The 17,620-nt window shown below is 62.0% G+C and carries 15 protein-coding genes; 2 read left to right on the forward strand and 13 right to left on the reverse strand.

Features of this window, described 5'->3' with window-relative positions:
- Positions 1-15: 15 nt before the first annotated feature.
- From ACFELO_RS07565 to ACFELO_RS07575, 3 genes are all read right to left on the reverse strand, one after another.
- On the reverse strand, positions 16-1,662 hold the full coding sequence (locus ACFELO_RS07565; RefSeq protein WP_440957169.1) for a thiamine pyrophosphate-dependent enzyme: 1,647 nt from the start codon (positions 1,660-1,662) through the stop codon (positions 16-18).
- 63 nt (positions 1,663-1,725) lie between these two features.
- The gene (locus ACFELO_RS07570; RefSeq protein ID WP_440957170.1) at positions 1,726-3,297 is read right to left on the reverse strand and encodes a methyl-accepting chemotaxis protein; all 1,572 of its coding nucleotides are present in this window, start codon (positions 3,295-3,297) and stop codon (positions 1,726-1,728) included.
- Positions 3,298-3,493: 196 nt separating this feature from the next.
- The gene (locus ACFELO_RS07575) at positions 3,494-5,542 is read right to left on the reverse strand and encodes a TonB-dependent receptor (RefSeq protein WP_440957171.1); all 2,049 of its coding nucleotides are present in this window, start codon (positions 5,540-5,542) and stop codon (positions 3,494-3,496) included.
- A gap of 149 nt (positions 5,543-5,691) precedes the next feature.
- Here ACFELO_RS07575 and ACFELO_RS07580 point away from each other — a divergent pair, with 149 nt between their 5' ends.
- On the forward strand, positions 5,692-8,295 hold the full coding sequence (locus ACFELO_RS07580; RefSeq protein WP_440957172.1) for a M14 family metallopeptidase: 2,604 nt from the start codon (positions 5,692-5,694) through the stop codon (positions 8,293-8,295).
- A 50-nt stretch (positions 8,296-8,345) separates the two neighbouring features.
- Here the strand turns inward: ACFELO_RS07580 and hisIE are convergent, their stop codons facing one another.
- From hisIE to ACFELO_RS07625, 9 genes are all read right to left on the reverse strand, one after another.
- Positions 8,346-8,954 carry a bifunctional phosphoribosyl-AMP cyclohydrolase/phosphoribosyl-ATP diphosphatase HisIE gene (gene hisIE / locus ACFELO_RS07585; RefSeq protein WP_440957173.1) on the reverse strand — a complete coding sequence of 203 codons (609 nt, stop codon included), beginning with the start codon at positions 8,952-8,954 and terminating at the stop codon, positions 8,346-8,348.
- Positions 8,951-9,718 carry an imidazole glycerol phosphate synthase subunit HisF gene (gene hisF / locus ACFELO_RS07590; protein ID WP_440957174.1) on the reverse strand — a complete coding sequence of 256 codons (768 nt, stop codon included), beginning with the start codon at positions 9,716-9,718 and terminating at the stop codon, positions 8,951-8,953. The genes hisIE and hisF overlap by 4 nt, the downstream gene beginning before the upstream one ends.
- The gene (gene hisA, locus ACFELO_RS07595; protein ID WP_440957175.1) at positions 9,712-10,437 is read right to left on the reverse strand and encodes a 1-(5-phosphoribosyl)-5-[(5-phosphoribosylamino)methylideneamino]imidazole-4-carboxamide isomerase; all 726 of its coding nucleotides are present in this window, start codon (positions 10,435-10,437) and stop codon (positions 9,712-9,714) included. The genes hisF and hisA overlap by 7 nt, the downstream gene beginning before the upstream one ends.
- The gene (hisH, locus tag ACFELO_RS07600) at positions 10,434-11,033 is read right to left on the reverse strand and encodes an imidazole glycerol phosphate synthase subunit HisH (protein WP_440957176.1); all 600 of its coding nucleotides are present in this window, start codon (positions 11,031-11,033) and stop codon (positions 10,434-10,436) included. Before hisH ends, hisA begins: the two co-directional genes overlap by 4 nt.
- Complete coding sequence (gene hisB / locus ACFELO_RS07605) at positions 11,033-12,229, reverse strand: imidazoleglycerol-phosphate dehydratase HisB (RefSeq protein ID WP_440957177.1); 1,197 nt, start codon at positions 12,227-12,229, stop codon at positions 11,033-11,035. Before hisB ends, hisH begins: the two co-directional genes overlap by 1 nt.
- The gene (hisD, locus tag ACFELO_RS07610) at positions 12,226-13,530 is read right to left on the reverse strand and encodes a histidinol dehydrogenase (RefSeq protein ID WP_440957178.1); all 1,305 of its coding nucleotides are present in this window, start codon (positions 13,528-13,530) and stop codon (positions 12,226-12,228) included. Before hisD ends, hisB begins: the two co-directional genes overlap by 4 nt.
- A 1-nt stretch (position 13,531) precedes the next feature.
- Positions 13,532-14,419, reverse strand: coding sequence for an ATP phosphoribosyltransferase (hisG, locus tag ACFELO_RS07615; protein WP_440957179.1), 888 nt, complete (start codon positions 14,417-14,419; stop codon positions 13,532-13,534).
- Positions 14,419-14,736 carry a YerC/YecD family TrpR-related protein gene (locus ACFELO_RS07620; RefSeq protein ID WP_440957180.1) on the reverse strand — a complete coding sequence of 106 codons (318 nt, stop codon included), beginning with the start codon at positions 14,734-14,736 and terminating at the stop codon, positions 14,419-14,421. The genes hisG and ACFELO_RS07620 overlap by 1 nt, the downstream gene beginning before the upstream one ends.
- A gap of 73 nt (positions 14,737-14,809) precedes the next feature.
- The gene (locus tag ACFELO_RS07625) at positions 14,810-15,235 is read right to left on the reverse strand and encodes a group III truncated hemoglobin (protein ID WP_440957181.1); all 426 of its coding nucleotides are present in this window, start codon (positions 15,233-15,235) and stop codon (positions 14,810-14,812) included.
- 345 nt (positions 15,236-15,580) lie between these two features.
- Between ACFELO_RS07625 and ACFELO_RS07630 the strand changes: the two genes are divergently transcribed.
- Complete coding sequence (locus ACFELO_RS07630; protein ID WP_440957182.1) at positions 15,581-16,123, forward strand: DJ-1/PfpI family protein; 543 nt, start codon at positions 15,581-15,583, stop codon at positions 16,121-16,123.
- A 75-nt stretch (positions 16,124-16,198) separates the two neighbouring features.
- Here ACFELO_RS07630 and ACFELO_RS07635 read toward each other — a convergent pair whose 3' ends face one another.
- Positions 16,199-17,506 carry a spinster family MFS transporter gene (locus tag ACFELO_RS07635; protein WP_440957183.1) on the reverse strand — a complete coding sequence of 436 codons (1,308 nt, stop codon included), beginning with the start codon at positions 17,504-17,506 and terminating at the stop codon, positions 16,199-16,201.
- Positions 17,507-17,620 lie beyond the last annotated feature (114 nt).

Raw genomic sequence — 17,620 nt, forward strand, 5'->3', positions numbered from 1 at the left:
AACTTGGAGGTGGAATTAGGTCAGCGACAGCGTCTTGCCTGGCGCGATGTCCGCGAGGCTTTGCTTGACGTGAATGAGCGCGGGCTTGCCCGCATTCAGCGCCTGATCAAGAGCGGCGGCGAAATCTTCGGTCCTGTCGACGAAATAGCCCGCACAGCCGCACGCTTCCGCCATCAGCTTGAAGTCGGGATTGCTGAGATCCGTCCCACTGACCCGGCCCGGATAGGCGCGCTCCTGGTGCATGCGGATGGTTCCATAGGCGCCATTGTCAAAGACGCAGACGACGATGTTCGCTCCGTGCTGAACCGCCGTTGCGAGTTCGGGCGCGGCCATCATGAAATCGCCATCCCCGCACACCGCGATAACAGGACGGTCCGGGCAATGCAGCTTGGCGGCGATCGCCGCCGGCAGACCATAGCCCATCGCACCCGAGGTCGGGGCGAGCTGGCTGGGGCAGCACTGGTGCACCCAGAAGCGATGCAGCCAGGCGGCGAAATTGCCCGCGCCATTGGTCATGATCGCCTGACCGCCGAGCTTTTCCGACGTCTCACGCCAGATGATCGACGGGTTCACAGCGCCGGTCACCTCGACGGGCTCGATCCAGGCGTCATACGCGGCGCGGCATTGCTTGACCCAGTCGCTGCGGGACGCTGCGCGCTCGGGCTTTGAGGCCGCATGGATATTGCTCAGCGCCGGTCCGGCCTGAGCGGTGACGGCGAGTTTCGGGCGATAGACCCGGCCCAGCTCTTCCCCGCCCGGATGGATATGGATCAGACGATCCGACACGCCCTCGGGCACATCAAACAGATCATAGCTCTGGGTGGTCATTTCTCCCAGACGCGGACCAATCGCGACGATCAGATCCGCCTTACGCAGCGCGCCTACAACGGCGGGGCAAGCGCCAATGCCGGCCTCACCGCCATAATGGGAATGCTTGTTATCAAACAGATGCTTGACGCGGAAACTTGTGATGACGGGGCAATTCATTTGCTCGGCGAATGCGTGCAGCGCCGTACGGTCTTCATCGCGCCAGCCGGGCCCACCCACCATGACGACAGGGCGGTCCGCAGCGTCAATCATCTGTGCGATTTCAGAGGCGGTGGCGGCCGACACTTCGCTGCGCGCCATCGGCAAGGCCGCAGCCGCGGGCGCGTCCGCGATCTCGGTCAGCATGTCTTCAGGCAGGCCCACCACCACAGGCCCCGGACGGCCATTCATGGCGAGCGAGAAGGCGCGCATCATCATTTCAGGCACTCGCGCCGGATCGCGGATCTCGAACGCCGCCTTGGCGAGCCCCGCGAAGGCCTGACCGTAATCAAGCTCCTGGAAGGCTTCACGCCCCTCATCCTCGCGCCGGACCTGACCGACTAGCAAGATCATGGGGGTGGAGTCCTGCAGCGCAGTGTGGACACCGACAGCGGCCTGGGTCGCGCCCGGACCACGGGTGACAAAGCAGATGCCCGGCTTACCGGTCAGCTTGCCATGGGCCTCGGCCATATTGGCGGCGCCCGCCTCGTGACGGCACTGGATGAAGGGGATGCCCACATCCACCAGCGCATCAAGAGCGGCCAGATAACTCTCTCCGGGAACACCGAAAATTCGCTCAACGCCATTGGCGGACAAGGCGTCGATAAGGTGCTGGGCGCCGGTGCGAGAAGGCATGATGCGGGTCTCCGAAGTTGTGGACCCGATCTGCTAACGCGCACCGGCGGTGCAAGGCAAGCGTCAGGCGGCGCGCACGCCTGACAGGAAGCGCTCGATGGTGGCTTTCAGACCCGACGCCTCACCCGCCACAGCGACGCTGGCCTGATCGAGATCCTGAGCCCCCTTGTTGGCCTGTTCAGCGCGTTGCTGGGCCTGGGTGACCTCCGACCGCACTTCACTGGTCGCGGACGCTGCATTCTGGGCGGAGTTGGAAATCTCGGCCGCCGCGGCGCGCTGTTCTTCCATGGCCGCAGAAATGGCGGTGGCGATCTCATAGGTCTCGCCGATAATGCCCGTGATCTTCTCGATGGCGGCTACAGAGACTTCGGTCGCGCTCTGGATGCCCTTGATCTCGGCGGAAATGCTTTCGGTCGCGTTCGCCGTCTGCTCGGCCAGCGCTTTCACCTCGCTTGCGACTACGGCGAAGCCCTTGCCCGCCTCCCCGGCCCGCGCCGCTTCAATGGTGGCGTTCAGGGCCAGCAGATTGGTCTGCTCGGTCACGCCTGCGATCAGCTGGATAATGCCATCAATCTTGCGCGCCGCTTCAGCCAGTTGCTGCACATCGGTGCGGGTCACTTCGGCTTGCTGCACGGCCGCCTTCGAAACCTCGGACGAGCGCAAAGATTGCTGGTTGATCTCACTGATGGCGGCCGTCAGCTCCTCAGCGGCGGCGGCCACGACCTCAACGCTCTCCGCCGAGGTCTGCGCTGCGCCCTCGAGCATGCGCGCGCCATCAGCCGTAGCGCCGGCATTGGCTTTCATGCCCTGGGAGGACGAGCGCAGCTGTTCGCCCGCGGCCTCGAATGCGGAGATGGCCTGGGCGGCGCTCAGATCAAATTCGGACACCAAAGCTTCGATCTGTTCAGCCCGTTTGAGCTGGGCTTCGCGGGAGGCCTGGGCTTCGGCTTCAAGACGCTCTCGTTCCTGCGCGGAAACCTGCAGCACCTTCACAGATTTTGTCAGGTCGGTGACCTCGCGTCCTTCAGGTTCCGGCAGCGCGGTTTTCGTATCGCCCTTGGCCAGTCGCTCGACAGCCTCGCACAACCTGGCGACCGGGCCCTGAATGGAGCGATTGAGCAGGAAGGCGCCGCCGAACAGGAGGGCGATGGCGGACAGGTTACCGATGACTATCACGGAGATCACCGACCAGATCCGCGCCTGGACATCATCCACATAGACCCCGGCGCCGACAATCATGCCCCAGGGCTGGAACATTTCGACATAGCTGCGCTTGGGGACAGGAGCATCCGAACCCGCGCGCGGCCAGCCATAATCCACATAACCGGACCCCGAACGTGTCGCGACGTCCGCCATTTCGCGGAAGAGGTACAGGCCGTTCGGGTCCTGAGAATTGCGCATGGACTGGCCATTCAGCTCCGGCCGCACCGCGTGCATGACCATGGTCTGATCGCTGTCGATGACGAAGAAGTAGTTGTCGCCCTCAAAGCGCATGTCCCCGAGCGCTCGCAGCGCCTGGGCTTGCGCGTCCTGCTCGCTCATCTCGCCGCTCTGAACGCGTGACTGGTAGGAGTTCAGCGTCGTGGTCGCGATTTCGACCAGATCGCTAAGCGACTGATCAACTTCATTGAGCATGCCTCGTCTGAGCTCAATTGCACTAAATGCTGTCAGCGCCAGCAAAATCAGAGCGAGCAAGCCGCCTGCTAAATACAGTTTCTGGCCAATAGATGCAGTCTTCAACATGGGGGCAGCCTCACCAGTTCAAGTTGGTTAATGCTGACTCGACTCCATTAACTGTTGATTACTCGTTGATCCTATTCAGAAAATACAATCAGAAAGATATGTCTGCACTTATAGCCACGGATCGGGATTCCCCTGGAAAGTAGCGGTACTCACCGAAGGCGAAATCAGCGCGCTCGGCATAACGAGCGTCAAGAATGTTGCGGATGCGAAGAGATAAGTGGAATGCATCCGTCACTTTTGCGCCCAAACGTAGATTAATCAGGTCATGGCCATCATAGCGCGCGGTATTGCCTGCATCGGCGAAATATTCGCCCATATAGACCCACTCAAGCTGGGCATGAAATTTTTGCGACGGCCGCCAATTCAATCTCAGGTTTGACATCCATTCTGGCGCCGTATCGATCCGGGCCCCTTTTTGAATGGATTCAGAACTATTTGGAGCGCCTCCCTCAAAGTCGTATTCGTGAATCGCCCAGCTGACCGCGCCTTCAAGACCCAGCGTGTCCGTAACATCCCAGCCCCCTTCCAGCTCGACGCCATGATGGCGAGTTCTGGCGTCTGTCACCGTCAGCCCGTCAGCGTCGCGCAGGATCACATTGTCCTTGCGCATCATGTAGCCGGTTAGCTCCAGCCGTGCGTTCGGCGCCGGGCGAAGACGCAAGCCGGTTTCCAGACTGTCGAGCGTTTCCGGCTTAATGCCTTGCACACTCTGCCCGGGTTGAAGCCGGTATAGCTCGGCGGTCTGCGGCGCCCGTACGCCCCGCGCAACTCGTCCAAAAACTGACGCCTGATCATTGACCGCAAAGACCCAGCCGGCGTGGGGCGCAAGGGTGTCAAACTGGTCGCTGCGATCTGGCAGTCTCAGATAACGACCAACTGCGCCATCGGGCGCATTGTTCTCGTACTGATAGCGGGTGTTCTCCCATCTCAGTCCAGCATCCAGTCTCAGGCGCGGGCTCAGCTGATGCTTCGCCATGACGAAAAGGGCGTAGGTCCGCGCGTCGACCTCATAGTCATAGTGCAGGCCCTGCACGAATGGACCGAGTGTCGGGCGGGACTGGAACTCCCTCAATTCGCCCTGCGTCAGGTCCGCATCAAAGCCCAGCCGGACAACACTGTCCTCAGTCGTCCAGACCAGGGCGGACTGAAGACCGACAGAATCATGACCGCTGGTTTCCAGCGCCTCTGACGGCAGGAAGTGCATACGGAATTGCATGTCATTGCTGCGCGCGAACAGCACCGCCTGAGCACTGAGCGTCTCGGTCAAAGGGCGTTCCAGATGCAAGGCCGCACGCAGGGCATAGGCATTACGAAACGCTTCGGGGTCGGCGTTCCGACGCGACGCAACTTCATCCTCATACGCCTTGAAGCCCTGAACGAAGGTTGCGGTTTCCTGCTCAAGGTCCATGCCGGACAATCGCAGCGACCAGTTCGTGCGTCCCTGTTGACCATCCAGGCGGGCCTGAAGAACACGACGGTCGAGCGAAGCCTCATCCCGCCACCCGTCTTCATGACGCAGACTGACGCCCAACCAGCCCGCGCCAAGACCTGTCTGCCCCGCCAGCGATCCGCGCATCCCAACACGCCCCAGCGTGCCAGCCTCCAGCTGAATGCTGCGGCCCGCCTCTGACGGGTTGGGCGTCAGAACGTTGACGAGGCCATGCAGAGCGTTCGAGCCATAAACCGCCGACCCCGGGCCCCGCACGACTTCGATCCGGCCAGCAAGACCATCCGCAGCTTCAAACAGGCCGTTGATATTGGCGAATCCCGCAGCACGAAGCGGCACGCCGTCTTCGAGATAGAGAAAACTGCCCGCCCCCTGGCTGCCGGTCAGCACAGGAGACCTGATCGCGGTGAGATGCTCAGCGCCATTGCCGCGATTGAGATTGACGCCCGGAAGACGATTGAGCGCCTCACTGATATGCTGCGCGCCCAACAGGGTGATGTCCTCAGCCGTGAGAACCGAAATCGCCAGAGTGTTCTCATGCCGGGACGTTTCAGCCCGCGCGCCTGTAACCACGACAACATCCAGCGACTCCGCGCTCGACTGAGCAAGCGCAGCATGACCAACTCCGCCAGCGAAGGCGGTTACAGCAACCGTAAAGAGCACGATCGTCCGGCAGGTGCGGAGTAACATTCTGAATTCCTTGAAGTTCACAGCTCTTCCGAGTCAATCCACGTCATTCATCGCCGAAAGATAGCGCGCATGGGACATTCAGACATGCTTGACCGCAGGCGCGGCCTGCTTACCGTTACAAATTAACAACAATACGGGGAGCTGCTATCATGCTGCGCGCGCTTGCAATATCTCTGGCTCTGGCTCTGCCCACAGCCGGAGCCGCTTCGGCCTATTATGAGCCGGACTACACACCCAAACCCATCGCCGAGCTTCTGAATTTTGATGCACGCTATGATGCATCCATCCCGACGCCGGAATCCGTGCTGGGGTATCAGTTGGGCGAGATCATTTTCACCCCGGAAATGCATGTCGCCTATATCAATGCCGTCGCCGCCGCATCTGACCGCGTCAGCGTGGAGACCATCGGGCGCAGCCATTTCGGTCGTCCGATCCTGCGCGTCACGATCACCTCGCCCGCCAACCAGGCGCGGCTGGAGGATATTCGCCAGACCCAGCTCACCCTGAGCGAACCCAATGCGCAAGCGCCCGCCGATCAGCCGGTCATCGTCCAGTTCACCCACGGCGTCCACGGCTCTGAGTCCTCTGGCTACGATTCCGCGCCGATGATCCTCTATCACCTCGCCGCCGCTCAGGGGGCCGAGATTGACCGGCTTCTGGATGAAACGGTGATCCACCAGATCGTGATGATCAATCCCGATGGCGCGAACCGCTTTGCACAGTGGACCAATATGCACCACGCCAATGTGCCGGTGGCTGATCCGCAGCATCGCGAGCATTATTATGAATGGCCCTGGGGCCGGACCAACCACTACTGGTTTGACATCAACCGCCAGTGGCTGCCCGTCACCCAGCCCGAAGCCCGCGCCCTCGTGTCCGCCACCCAGGACTGGCGTCCGAACGTCGCTGCAGACCTTCACGAAATGGGCGAGAACTCCTCCTTCTTCATTTCACCCGGCCCCCGTGAAGGCCTTCACCCTCTGCTGAGCCAATCGGGTTTCGATCTCAATCTGGAGCTCAACCAGACGCTCAACACCCAGCTGGATGAAGAAGGCGCTGTGTATGTGAGCGAAGAACTCTTTGATGATTTCTACCTCGGTTACGGCTCGAGCTATCCGGGCCTGATCGGCTCCATCCCCTATCTGTTCGAGCAAAGCTCGGTGCGTGGCATTGTGCAGGAAACCGAGTACGGCGTGCTGCGCTATGACGACAAGATCGCCCAGCAAGCACGCACCGCCATCGCCCTGATCCGGGCGGCGCATGACCACCGCGCCGAGCTGCAAGGCCATATGCGCGCGTTCTTTGATGAAACGCGGCAGATGGCGAGCTCGGACGCCGTACGCGGCTATGTCTTCGGCTCGTCCGACCGGGGGCGTCTGTCTGACTTCATCGACGTGCTGGCGACCCACCGCATCGAAGTGCGCGCATTGACCCAGAGTTTCACCCATCAGGGTCATGAATATCGTCCAGGCGAGGCCTTCATCGTTCCGCTTCGCCAGGATCAGTACCGCACCGTGCGTGCGCTGTTCGAGACCCGCGTGATCACCAACAAGGTCGAATTCTACGACGTGTCGGGCTGGACCCAGCCCCTCGCCTATGACCTTGATTACGCCGAACTTCGCGGCGGCCAGTATCGCAGCCAGCTCACCGGCGACGTCGTGACCCGCTATGACATGGCGGAAGCCGCGCCTGATCGCAGCGCGCTCGGCTATGTGATGGAGTGGGACAGCTATTATGCGCCCCGCGCGCTCTATCGCCTCTTGAATGCCGGCGTCCGCGCCCGCGTGATCCCTGATGAAACCACGATCAGCACCAGCCGCGGCGCTCAGGACGTCGGACGCGGCGCGTTGATGATCGAGTTGCTGCGTCAACCCGTCAGCGCCGAGGACATTCATGCCCTGCTGAGCCAGGCGGCTGAAGAAGATGGTGTGAAAGTGCATGCCGTCAGCTCGGGCAGCACGGCTCGCGGGTCTGACCTGGGCGGATTCGCCCTGTCCAATGTGGAGCGGCCCGAAGTGCTGCTGGTGACAGGACGCGGCATCAGCGTCGGGGATGCCGGTGAGGTCTGGCACCTGCTGGACCATGACATGCATATGCCGGTCAGCATGATCGACCAGTCCGAACTGGGCGGCGCCGATCTCAGCCGTTACACCCATATCATCCTGCCCAATGGCCGGCTGAACCGTGTGGGCGACGATGTCTCTTCCGAGCTGGGTCGCTGGGTGCGCAATGGCGGCACGCTGATCGCCACGGGCAATGCCGCCCGCTGGGTCATTGATCAGGAATTGTCCGGCGCCACGCTGGCCGAACTTGAAACGCCGAACGCGGATTCCGCCCCTGCGCCTCGCTATGAGGACATTGCAGCCTGGGATGCCGAAATGCGGATTTCCGGCGCGATCTTTGATACGCGGATCGACACCAGTCACCCGCTGGCCTTCGGCTTTGAAGATGACCGTCTGCCGAGCCATCGCTCCAGCGACATGGCGTTCGCGGTTGGCGACAATCCGCTCGCTCTGCCCATGCGCTATGGCCCCGAAGATCCGATCCTCAGCGGTTATGCGTCCGAAGAACTGCGTCAGGCCCTCGCCGGGCAGGGCGCGCTCTATGCCGAACGGCGCGGCTCGGGCTCGGTCATCCTCTTCGCGGATGATCCTTACTACCGCGCCTATTATCGCGGCACGGCGCGCTTGCTGATGAACGCCATCTTCTTTGGCAATGACTTCCGCAACAGCTATCGCCGCACTGACGGCTAGACACGAAAAGGCCCGGTCAACTGACCGGGCCTTTTTCTTTCTGGACAGGGCTATTTGCGTGTGTCGTGTCTTTGCTCAAGCACACCGACAACGTCGGCCAGTGACAATCCGCGCGCCTTCAGCGTCACCATCAGGTGAAAGACCAGATCCGCCGCCTCCCCCAACAGCGCCTCATCATCTTCAGCAGCAGCCGCAAGCGCGGTCTCCACGCCCTCCTCGCCGACTTTCTGGGCGCATTTCAGAATGCCCTTGGAAAGCAGCTTGGCGGTGTAGCTGTCTTTCGGCGCGTCATTGGCGCGGCTGTCGATGACATGCTGCAGCTCGCCCAGAAACCCGATTTCGGGGCCCGGGGCATCACCAAAACAGGTATGCGCGCCGGTATGGCAGGTCGGCCCGGCCGGTCGGGCGCGCACGAGAATGGCGTCCGCGTCGCAATCGGTAGCCACAGAAACAAGCGCCAGCGTGTTGCCCGACGTTTCGCCCTTGGTCCAGAGTCGGTCCTTTGAGCGCGACCAGAAGGTGACGAGCCCCTTTTCCTGGGTCTCATCAAGCGCCTTGGCGTTCATATAGCCCAGCATCAGCACTTCGCCGGTATCGGCGTGCTGCACAATGGCCGGGGCCAGCCCCCCGCCTTTCTTCCAGTCGATCTGCAGGCTCATAGCCGTATCTCCACCCCTTCGCCGGACAACCAGGCCTTAAGATCAGGGATGGCGATCACAGCTTTATGAAAGACGCTCGCAGCAAGCGCGCCATCCACGTCCGCCTTCTGGAAGACGTCGCGGAAATGCTCCATCGCGCCCGCGCCGCCCGAGGCGATCAACGGCACGGAGCAGGCCTCACGCGCCGCTGCAAGCTGCTCGATGTCATAGCCTTCGCGCACGCCGTCCTGGTCCATGCAGTTGAGCACGATCTCCCCCGCTCCCCGGTCCACCACCTCGCGGATCCAGTCCAGCGTCTTGCGGTGTTCGGTCGAGGTCTTGGACGGGTCGCCGGTATTCTTGTGGCACCGCCAATCGCCATCGATAACCCGGCTATCGATCCCGACAACCACGCACTGGGAGCCGAATTCCTTCGCCATCGCATCAATCAGCCCGGGATTCTCAAGCGCCGGCGTATTGATCGAAATCTTGTCCGCACCACCAAACAGACGCGCGCGCGCATGTTCAAGCGAGCGGATGCCGCCCGCCACGCAGAACGGGATGTCGATGGCTTTCGCGACCCGCCCCACCCATTCAGGCTCGACCGTCCGCCCCGCCGGGCTGGCGCTGATGTCATAAAAGACCAGCTCGTCCGCGCCCTCTTCGGCATAGCGCCGGGCCAGCTCCTCGATCCCGCCCACATCCTCGTGGTTCTGGAAGCGGACGCCTTTGACAACGCGGCCATCACGCACATCAAGGCAGGGAATGATCCGCCGCGCTAGCATGCAAGCGCCTCCTCCAGCGTGAAACGACCTTCAAACAGGGCGCGCCCGATGATGCAGCCTGACAGGCCCTGCGCCTTCAGCGCGTGCAGATCGTCCAGCGAGGACACCCCGCCAGACGCCTGCCAGTTCATGTCGGGGCGGATCTTGGAAATATCTTCGTAAAGCTCAAGATTGGGACCTTCGAGCATGCCGTCTCGCGCCACATCGGTCGCAAGGGCATGGCTGAGACCGCCCAGACGATACTCGGACAACAAATCCGCCAGGGGCATGACAGACTGCTCTGTCCAGCCGCGCAGCGTGGGATAGGCGACGCCGTTATCGGCGATCTTCACATCAAAGGCGGCGGCGATCTGTTCAGCGCCAAAGGCCGCGATCCAGCCGATCACGGTCTGGGGTTCACTGACCGCCAGACTGCCCACAACCGCGCGGCTCGCGCCAGCATCGAGGATCGCTTCCACATCCTCACGCGTGCGCACGCCGCCGCCGGTCTGCACCTTCAGCCCCACATCTGCAATGGCGCGAACAATATCCTGCTGACGCCGCGCGCCGTCGCGCGCGCCGGACAGATCAACAAGGTGCAGCCAGTCCGCACCAGCGGCCTTGAACTGCTCGGCCACCGCGACCGGATTGTCGCCATACTCGGTGACAGCGTCGAAATCGCCCTTGGCCAGGCGCACCACGCGGCCGTCCAGAACATCAATGGCGGGATAAAGGATCATGCCGCGCCCTTCACAAAATTGGTCAGTATCTGCGCGCCGGTTTTCGCCGAGCGCTCGGGATGGAACTGGCATCCCGCCACATGCCCCTTGCGAGCGATGGCGGTGATCTCGGCTCCGTATCGGGTGGAGGCTGATGTGTGGGGCCCGACCGGCGCGTAAAAGCCATGCACGAAGTAGACATGCGCGCCCGCAGGCACGCCTTCGAGCAAGGGCTCGTCCGGTTTTACGGGCGTTAGCGTATTCCAGCCCATATGCGGCCACGGTCCGTCTGCACCGGGATCCAGACGCTCGATGCGTCCCGGGATCAGACCCAGCATCTCGCAATCGCTTTCAACCGAATAATCGAAGAGCAATTGCATACCCAGGCACACGCCCAGCAAAGGGCGTTGATCGCCCTGCAGTACTCTGGCCCATCCGGTCTCACGCAGGCGCTTCATCGCAGGGCCTGCCGCGCCGACGCCGGGCAGAATGATGCGATCACATCCCTCAGCTTCTTCGGGCGTTTCAGTCAGGCGATAGCGCGCTCCGATGCGTTCGAGCGCATAGCGCACAGACGAAATGTTCGCGGTCGAGGTATCGATGATGGCGGTCGTCATTACAGCACACCCTTGGTCGAGGGCAGAGCATCGCCCTCGACCCGCACCGCCATGCGCAGCGCGCGTCCAAATGCCTTGAAGGTGCTCTCGATCATGTGGTGCGCGTTCTCGCCCTCCACTTTCACATGCAAGGCAGCCTTGAGGCTCTCGGCGATGGAGCGGAACGCATGGGCGCACATCTCCACCGGGAAATCGCCAACCCGCTCACCGGGGATCTCCCCTTCAAACACCGCAAAGGGACGGCCTGAGAGATCAATCCAGACCCCGGCGCGTGTTTCATCCATAGGCAGCTCGAAGCCGAAACGCGCAATTCCGCGTTTGTCGCCAAGCGCAACGCGCAGCCCCTCGCCGAGCGCCAGACACACATCCTCGATGGTGTGGTGCGCATCGACTTCGAGATCGCCTTCACACGATACACTCAGCGCAATGCCCGCATGGCGCGCGATCTGCTCGAGCATATGGTCAAAGAAGGCATTGCCGGTTTCGATATCAGCGCCTTCCCGGTCCAGATCCACGCTCAGGGTGATCGCCGTCTCCTTGGTTACTCGGCGGATGGTGGCCATGCGTTGACGGGAGGAGAACCCCAGAAAGTCCGACAAGTCTCGTGCCGTTCTTGCGTCACGGACATGCCCCACCAGCCCTTCGCCATCTTCCGCCAGCACGAGGCCAAGGCGGCTTAGCGTCTGAGGATTGGTGTGCTCATAAACCAGGCCCCGGGACGTGACCTGCGCGACTTCACCCAGTTCTTCAGACAGAAGCTGGGCGATGTCCTGTAAAATGGCGTCACGCTCCTCGCGGTCCTTGCGCGCGGCCAGACGGGCTCCGGGGCTCAGCTGGTTCAGGCCTTCTTCCAGAAGACAGCATGGCACGGCATTGAGCTTGGTGCGCAGCAAGGCGGCCTGTTCAACATCCATGGCCGACAGAACCGTGACCGGGGTTTGCTGACCGCCCACTCGATAAAGGGTCAGCCCGGGTTGCGCGGGTTCATCCAGTGCAATGACGCCATCCGCTCCAAAGTCATGTGTGAGCGTCAGATCACTGCTCCAGACCGCTTGCCGCGCTTCATCCGTGCTGGACGCCAGGGCGAGCTTGTCCCGCGGGGTCTCGAGAATGATCTCAAGCCGCTCCAACAGCAGGTCTTCGCCCATGGCGCGCATGTCCTCGGGACGTTTGGAAAGATCAAATACACCGCTCATTGAGCTGACTTCCTGTTTCGGCGCAACACCATGGCGAGGCGGTGAGCATCCAGGCCTTCAAGCGTTGCCAGTCGTTCTACGACAGGTCCCAACGTCTCAAGCGTTTTCTGGCTCAGTTCGAGCATCGTCGTTGTCTTCTGGAACATCTCGACCGTTACCCCGCCATACGCGCGCGCGGCGCCAGATGTGGGAAGCGCGTGGTTCGGACCGGCGGCGTAATCGCCAGCCGCTTCCGGCGTCCACGCCCCCAGAAAGATGGAACCGGCATGTCGAACCTTCTCCGCCAGGGCCCGCGGGCTCCCGGTCTGGATGATCAGGTGCTCGCTGGCATAGGCGTTCGCAGCCTCAGCCGCTTCCTCATCAGAAGTGACGAGAACAAGCCGGGAGTTCGCCAAGGCTGCACGGGCGGTCTCTGCACGGGGCAGAAGGCCAAGAAGGCGCTCGATCTCGTCTTCAACCTGGCTGGCGAACGCTTCCGAGTACGCCACCAGAACCACTTGAGCCAGAACATCATGTTCAGCCTGACTCAAGAGATCGATCGCGACAAGCTCAGCATCAGCCTCATCATCGGCAATAACCATGACTTCGCTCGGCCCTGCCGGCAAGTCAGCAGCAGCCCCATCCGGGCTTTGCGCCAGAAGCGACTTAGCAGCTGCGACATACGCATTGCCCGGACCGAAGATCTTGTCGGCCTTGGGAAGCCCCGCCACACCCAAGCCGAGCGCGGCGACCCCGTGGGCGCCGCCAATCGCGTAGACTTCCGCAACGCCTAGCAATTGCGCGGCGGCCAGAACGGTCGGTTCAACGCCCAGCCCTTTGCGAGGCGGCGCGATCACGGCGATGCGCGGAACCTGCGCCAGCTGCGCGGGGACTGCCAGCATGATCAGGGTCGAGACCAGAGGCGCTGTGCCCGCTGGCACATAGAGCCCGGCCACGTCGATCGGGGTTACACGACGCCCCGCTCTTGCGCCTTCCCAGGTCTCAACTTCATAGGCGCGATAGCCCTGCTCTGCGTGAAAGGCGCGCACAGCATCTGCGGCGGCCAGAATCGCGTCCCGGTCCGCTGGCGTCAAAGCGTCCGCTGCGGCCTTCAACTCGGCAGATGAGACACGGAACCCGGCCTCAGGCGCCCAGCCGTCCAGACGCTCGGCATATTCGAACACAGCGGCGTCACCCCTTTCACGCACATCCTCAAGTATGGCCTGCGCGACCTTGAACGCGTCCGATCCCAGGGACGGCCTTTTAAACAGGCGCTGACGCGTCTGTTCGTCCGCCTTGCTCCATTCAATCCGGGTCAGCATGTCAGGCCATCATCTTTTCAATCGGCATGACAAGGATGGACCGCGCGCCGACAGCCTTGAGCTGCTCCAGCGTCGACCAGAACACCGCCTCGGTGCAAACAGCATGCACGGCGACAACGTCCTCGCGCCCGACGACCGGGGCGACCGTCGGCGCATCCGTGCCCGGCAGAATGGCGCGCACCTCTTCCAGACGATCCCGCGGCGCGTTCAGAAGGATGTATTTGGTCTGGCGCGAGGCGATCACGCCCTTGAAGCGTTCGATCAGACGCTCGGCCGTCTCGGCGATAACGCCCGAGGCCGGCGTTTTACGGCGCACCAGCACAGCTTCGCTTTCCAGCACGGTTTCAAAAGCGGCAAGGCCATTGGCCTCCAGCGTCGCGCCGGTGGAGACCAGATCACAGATCGCATCCGCCACACCCATGCGAGGCGCGACCTCAACGCTGCCGCCCATCTCCACGATCTCGGCGGTGACGCCGCGCTCCTTGAGATAGGCTGCGGTCAGCGCGGGATAACTCGTCGCGATGGTCTTGCCTTCAAGGTCGGTCACAGACGTGATGTCGCCATCCTTCGGAGACGCGAGCTTGAGCGTGCAGAACGCGAAACCCAGCTTCAGCGCAATCTCGAGATCCGCCATGCGGCTGGTCTTGTTCTGCGCTTCATAGAGCACGTTCTCGCCGACAATCCCGTAATCGCACGCGCCTGAGGCCACGAAGCTCGGTATGTCGTCGTCCCGGATGAGCATCAGGTCGATCGGCTCGTTCTCGGAGCGACGCAGCAGGTCATCCCGGCTATAGGCGAGCTTCACCCCTGCCCGCTTGAGCAGATCCAGCCCGCCTTCGGCCAGACGTCCTTTCTTCTGGACCGCCAGGGTCAAACGGTTCTCGCGCATCAGCCTTGCTCCTTCAAACGGTCCAGCACCAGCCGGTATCCCTGATGATCTTCCTGGGTCAGGAAACGAGCGACGCGGGTCACGGTCGTTGTGCTCACCCCCGTATCCGCACTGATCTCGCGATAGGATTTCTCGCCTTCAGACAAGAGCTGCGCCACGCGCCAGCGCTCGGCCAGCGCCTGCATCTCGCCGGGCGTGGTCAGGTCTCGCAGAAACCGCCGCATCTCTTCGCCATCGCGCAGGGTCAGCAGCGCTTCACACAGCGCCATCACGTCTTCAGGCCCGCCCACGCGGGTTTCAGTTGCGGACTCAGCCATCGCTCGCCTCCAGAGTTCGGAGGACGTTATAGCGTGTTAGTGTGATAAAACAATGGCGCAGATGCAGAAGGCGCTACTTGAAGAGAATGCTCTGAAAATTCTCGCCAATGCGCTCTGCGCGCTCCAGAAAGAAAGCCGCCGCTTCCGGGCTCGGCGCAATGTCGTGCAGCGTCTGGGCAAAGAGCGCGAGCCAGATCGAGAAGTGTTCGGACTTGATCTTGTCCAGATGTTTGTGATGGGCCGGGATCGGCCGCCCGCCATAGGTCCCCGCATTCAGGGCGATCGAGGACCAGAACTGTTTCATCGTGTGAAGATGCGGCGTCCATTCGTCACCGATTGCAGCCTCAAAAACGGGGCCCAAAGTTTCATTGGCTTGAACGCGGGCGTAGAAGGTCTCGACGAGGTCCGAGATGAACACATCGTCCACGCCCATCGCCTCGGCGCGGCGCGCGATATCCCCCTGCCTGGCGGATGCGGTTCTGATGACGATTTCCGACATGGCTCAGCCCTTCCTGCTGCGTGCTCTGGCGATGCCTCGCCCGGGACAGAATGGCAAGCGCATCGGTCGCGGCTGAATGCCTCATCACGAACGCAGTCCGGACGTGAGAGCTGGAAACCGGATAAAATAGCAGTCCAAACTTCGGCCCTCCAAGAACTCGATCTCGCAAGTTTCAGATTTTCCGAGTTTTGATATTTGCAGAATTCACACCCGCAACACAGGATTTAAAGACGCGATCCATAGCCTTTCCTGCATGTCAGGTTGACCCTACGCGTCGAATTCCTATCTAATACTCCCGATCCCTAATTCGTTCATTTAGCGCCGCTGACAGCGGCAGGAGGACATGTGGCTTTTTCCAAACCCAATGCACGTCAAAACCGAATCGATCTCACTCATCTCGGCGCGTCCGGCGACATCGCGGTTCTCGCAGTCGACGGATTTGACGCGGGTGACCTGACTGACATCGCCGGTTCCGCGGAACGCGCCGGATACCGGACGATCATGATCAGCCCGAAAAAAGGCCTGATCACCGGCCGCCCGCAGGGTGGTGACGAAATGAATTTCGTGGTCGACGCCCAGCCGGGCGAGAAGGCCGCAAGCGCGTTCACCGGTCTGGTGCTGCCTGCGGGCGCATCCAGCGTCGAGCGGCTGCGCAATGATCAGGATGCGCGCCTGCTGATCGCGGATTTCCTGCGCGCCGGCGCCCCTGTGTGCGCCCTGGGCGAAGCTGTGGCTCTGGTCGCAGAGATCGCGGAAACCACCGATCCCAAATCAGACGCAGTTCTGGCGCTCAAGGGCGATCTGTTCGCTGCGGATGGCGATGATGCGCGCGCGGATGCCCGCAGCCTGTTCATCAAGGCCATGTCCATGACGGCGGAAGCCGCCTGATTTAAGGACAGACCTGAATGACAAACGCCCCGGCCATCGGCCGGGGCGTTTTTCGTTGCAAGCCGGGACAAGAGCTCAGGCCTCTTCCCAGTCCTTGGCGATGGTGCGCGATCCGATCAGGAAGAGCGCGCCAGCGACCAGGTAGAGCGTTGCGCCGATCATGATCGAATAGCGAAGCGCTTCATCACCGAAGCTGGGGGTGAGCATGGTGGACAGCTCACCCAGTGCGTACACGCCCACACCAATGCCCAGAAGGTTGTTGATCAGCAGGAAGATGGCTGAGGCCATCGACCTCATATTCGGCGGCACAAGGTGCTGGAAGGCCGACAGCGTCGGGCCAAGCCAGGCCAGACCCAGCCCGGTCGGGATCATGAACAGCAACACCGCCATCATCGGCGACGGGGCCAGCACGCCCGCAATATAGAAGGGATAGGTCACAAAGAACGCCACCGCCGGAACGATCGCGTACATTCGCTTGGAGCCCTTGCCCATAATGTCGCCCAGCACGCCGCCGAGGATGATCCCCAGCGAGCCGCCGACAAACAGGATGGCGGCGAACAGCCAGCCCGACTGGATGATCGCATCCTGCAGCCCCAGGTCAGAGAAAAAGCTGCGACGGAAGAAGCTGGGCACCCAGAAGAACACGCCATAGCCCATCATCGAGCTGCAGGACGCACCCAGCGTGAGGAACCAGAAGCTCGGCTTCTTCGCCAGAACAGCCAGCACCTTGAAAATGCCCGGCTTGCTCTCTGCGACAGCCGGCTCGCCCGCGACCGCTTCGTTCTCTGCAAGCGTCGCGTCCACAGCCGGACGCTGGGGCGCATCCAGGCCGCCGCGTTTGGGCTCGCGCACGGTCAGCTTGAAGATGGGAGCGATCACAAGGCCCAGCACGCCAACAATGATGAAGGCGGCGCGCCAGTCGAGATTGGCGCTCACGGCGCCGCCCGCGATCTGGGCGCCGGCGACCACGCCAAAGGCGGAGCCGATCGGAATGCCCAGCGAATAAATCGCCAGTGCGCGCGCCCGACTTTGAGGCGGGAAATAGTCCGCGATCAGGGAATAGGACGGCGCCACGCCGCCCGCCTCGCCGACACCCACGCCGACACGGGCCAGAAAGAGTTGGACGAAGTTCGTCGCCAGGCCGCAGATCGCGGTGAAACCGGACCAGATGGCCAGCGAAATGGTGATGATCCAGGTGCGCTTGGTGCGGTCCGCCAGCCAGGCGATCGGCACGCCGAGCGTGGAGTACAGGAGCGCAAAGGCGATACCGCCCAGAAGGCCAAGCTGACGGTCAGACAGATCCAGCTCCTGCTGGATCGGAATGGCCAGAATGGAAATGATCTGTCGGTCCAGAAAGTTGAACGCGTAGACGATGAACAGCATGGCCAAGACCCATGCGCCATATCGTTTACTTGTGGGCGCGGGAGCGGCTCCAGGCTGAGCCTCGGTTTGAGTGGACATGTCTCTCCCCTGGTCTTTTGTGATTTTCGTGCGCCT

The sequence above is a fragment of the Oceanicaulis sp. LC35 genome, assembly GCF_052055585.1.
GTDB lineage: Bacteria > Pseudomonadota > Alphaproteobacteria > Caulobacterales > Maricaulaceae > Oceanicaulis.

Coding starts and splice junctions, on each gene's coding strand:
- hisB (WP_440957177.1), bottom strand. CDS start 12,229: ATGAGCGGTGTATTTGATCTTTCCAAACGTCCCGAGGACATGCGCGCC.
- ACFELO_RS07625 (WP_440957181.1), bottom strand. CDS start 15,235: ATGTCGGAAATCGTCATCAGAACCGCATCCGCCAGGCAGGGGGATATC.
- ACFELO_RS07635 (WP_440957183.1), bottom strand. CDS start 17,506: ATGCTGTTCATCGTCTACGCGTTCAACTTTCTGGACCGACAGATCATT.
- hisG (WP_440957179.1), bottom strand. CDS start 14,419: ATGCGCGAGAACCGTTTGACCCTGGCGGTCCAGAAGAAAGGACGTCTG.
- hisIE (WP_440957173.1), bottom strand. CDS start 8,954: ATGAGCCTGCAGATCGACTGGAAGAAAGGCGGGGGGCTGGCCCCGGCC.
- hisH (WP_440957176.1), bottom strand. CDS start 11,033: ATGACGACCGCCATCATCGATACCTCGACCGCGAACATTTCGTCTGTG.
- ACFELO_RS07570 (WP_440957170.1), bottom strand. CDS start 3,297: ATGCTCAATGAAGTTGATCAGTCGCTTAGCGATCTGGTCGAAATCGCG.
- ACFELO_RS07565 (WP_440957169.1), bottom strand. CDS start 1,662: ATGCCTTCTCGCACCGGCGCCCAGCACCTTATCGACGCCTTGTCCGCC.
- hisD (WP_440957178.1), bottom strand. CDS start 13,530: ATGCTGACCCGGATTGAATGGAGCAAGGCGGACGAACAGACGCGTCAG.
- ACFELO_RS07620 (WP_440957180.1), bottom strand. CDS start 14,736: ATGGCTGAGTCCGCAACTGAAACCCGCGTGGGCGGGCCTGAAGACGTG.
- hisF (WP_440957174.1), bottom strand. CDS start 9,718: ATGCTAGCGCGGCGGATCATTCCCTGCCTTGATGTGCGTGATGGCCGC.
- hisA (WP_440957175.1), bottom strand. CDS start 10,437: ATGATCCTTTATCCCGCCATTGATGTTCTGGACGGCCGCGTGGTGCGC.
- ACFELO_RS07575 (WP_440957171.1), bottom strand. CDS start 5,542: ATGTTACTCCGCACCTGCCGGACGATCGTGCTCTTTACGGTTGCTGTA.
- ACFELO_RS07580 (WP_440957172.1), top strand. CDS start 5,692: ATGCTGCGCGCGCTTGCAATATCTCTGGCTCTGGCTCTGCCCACAGCC.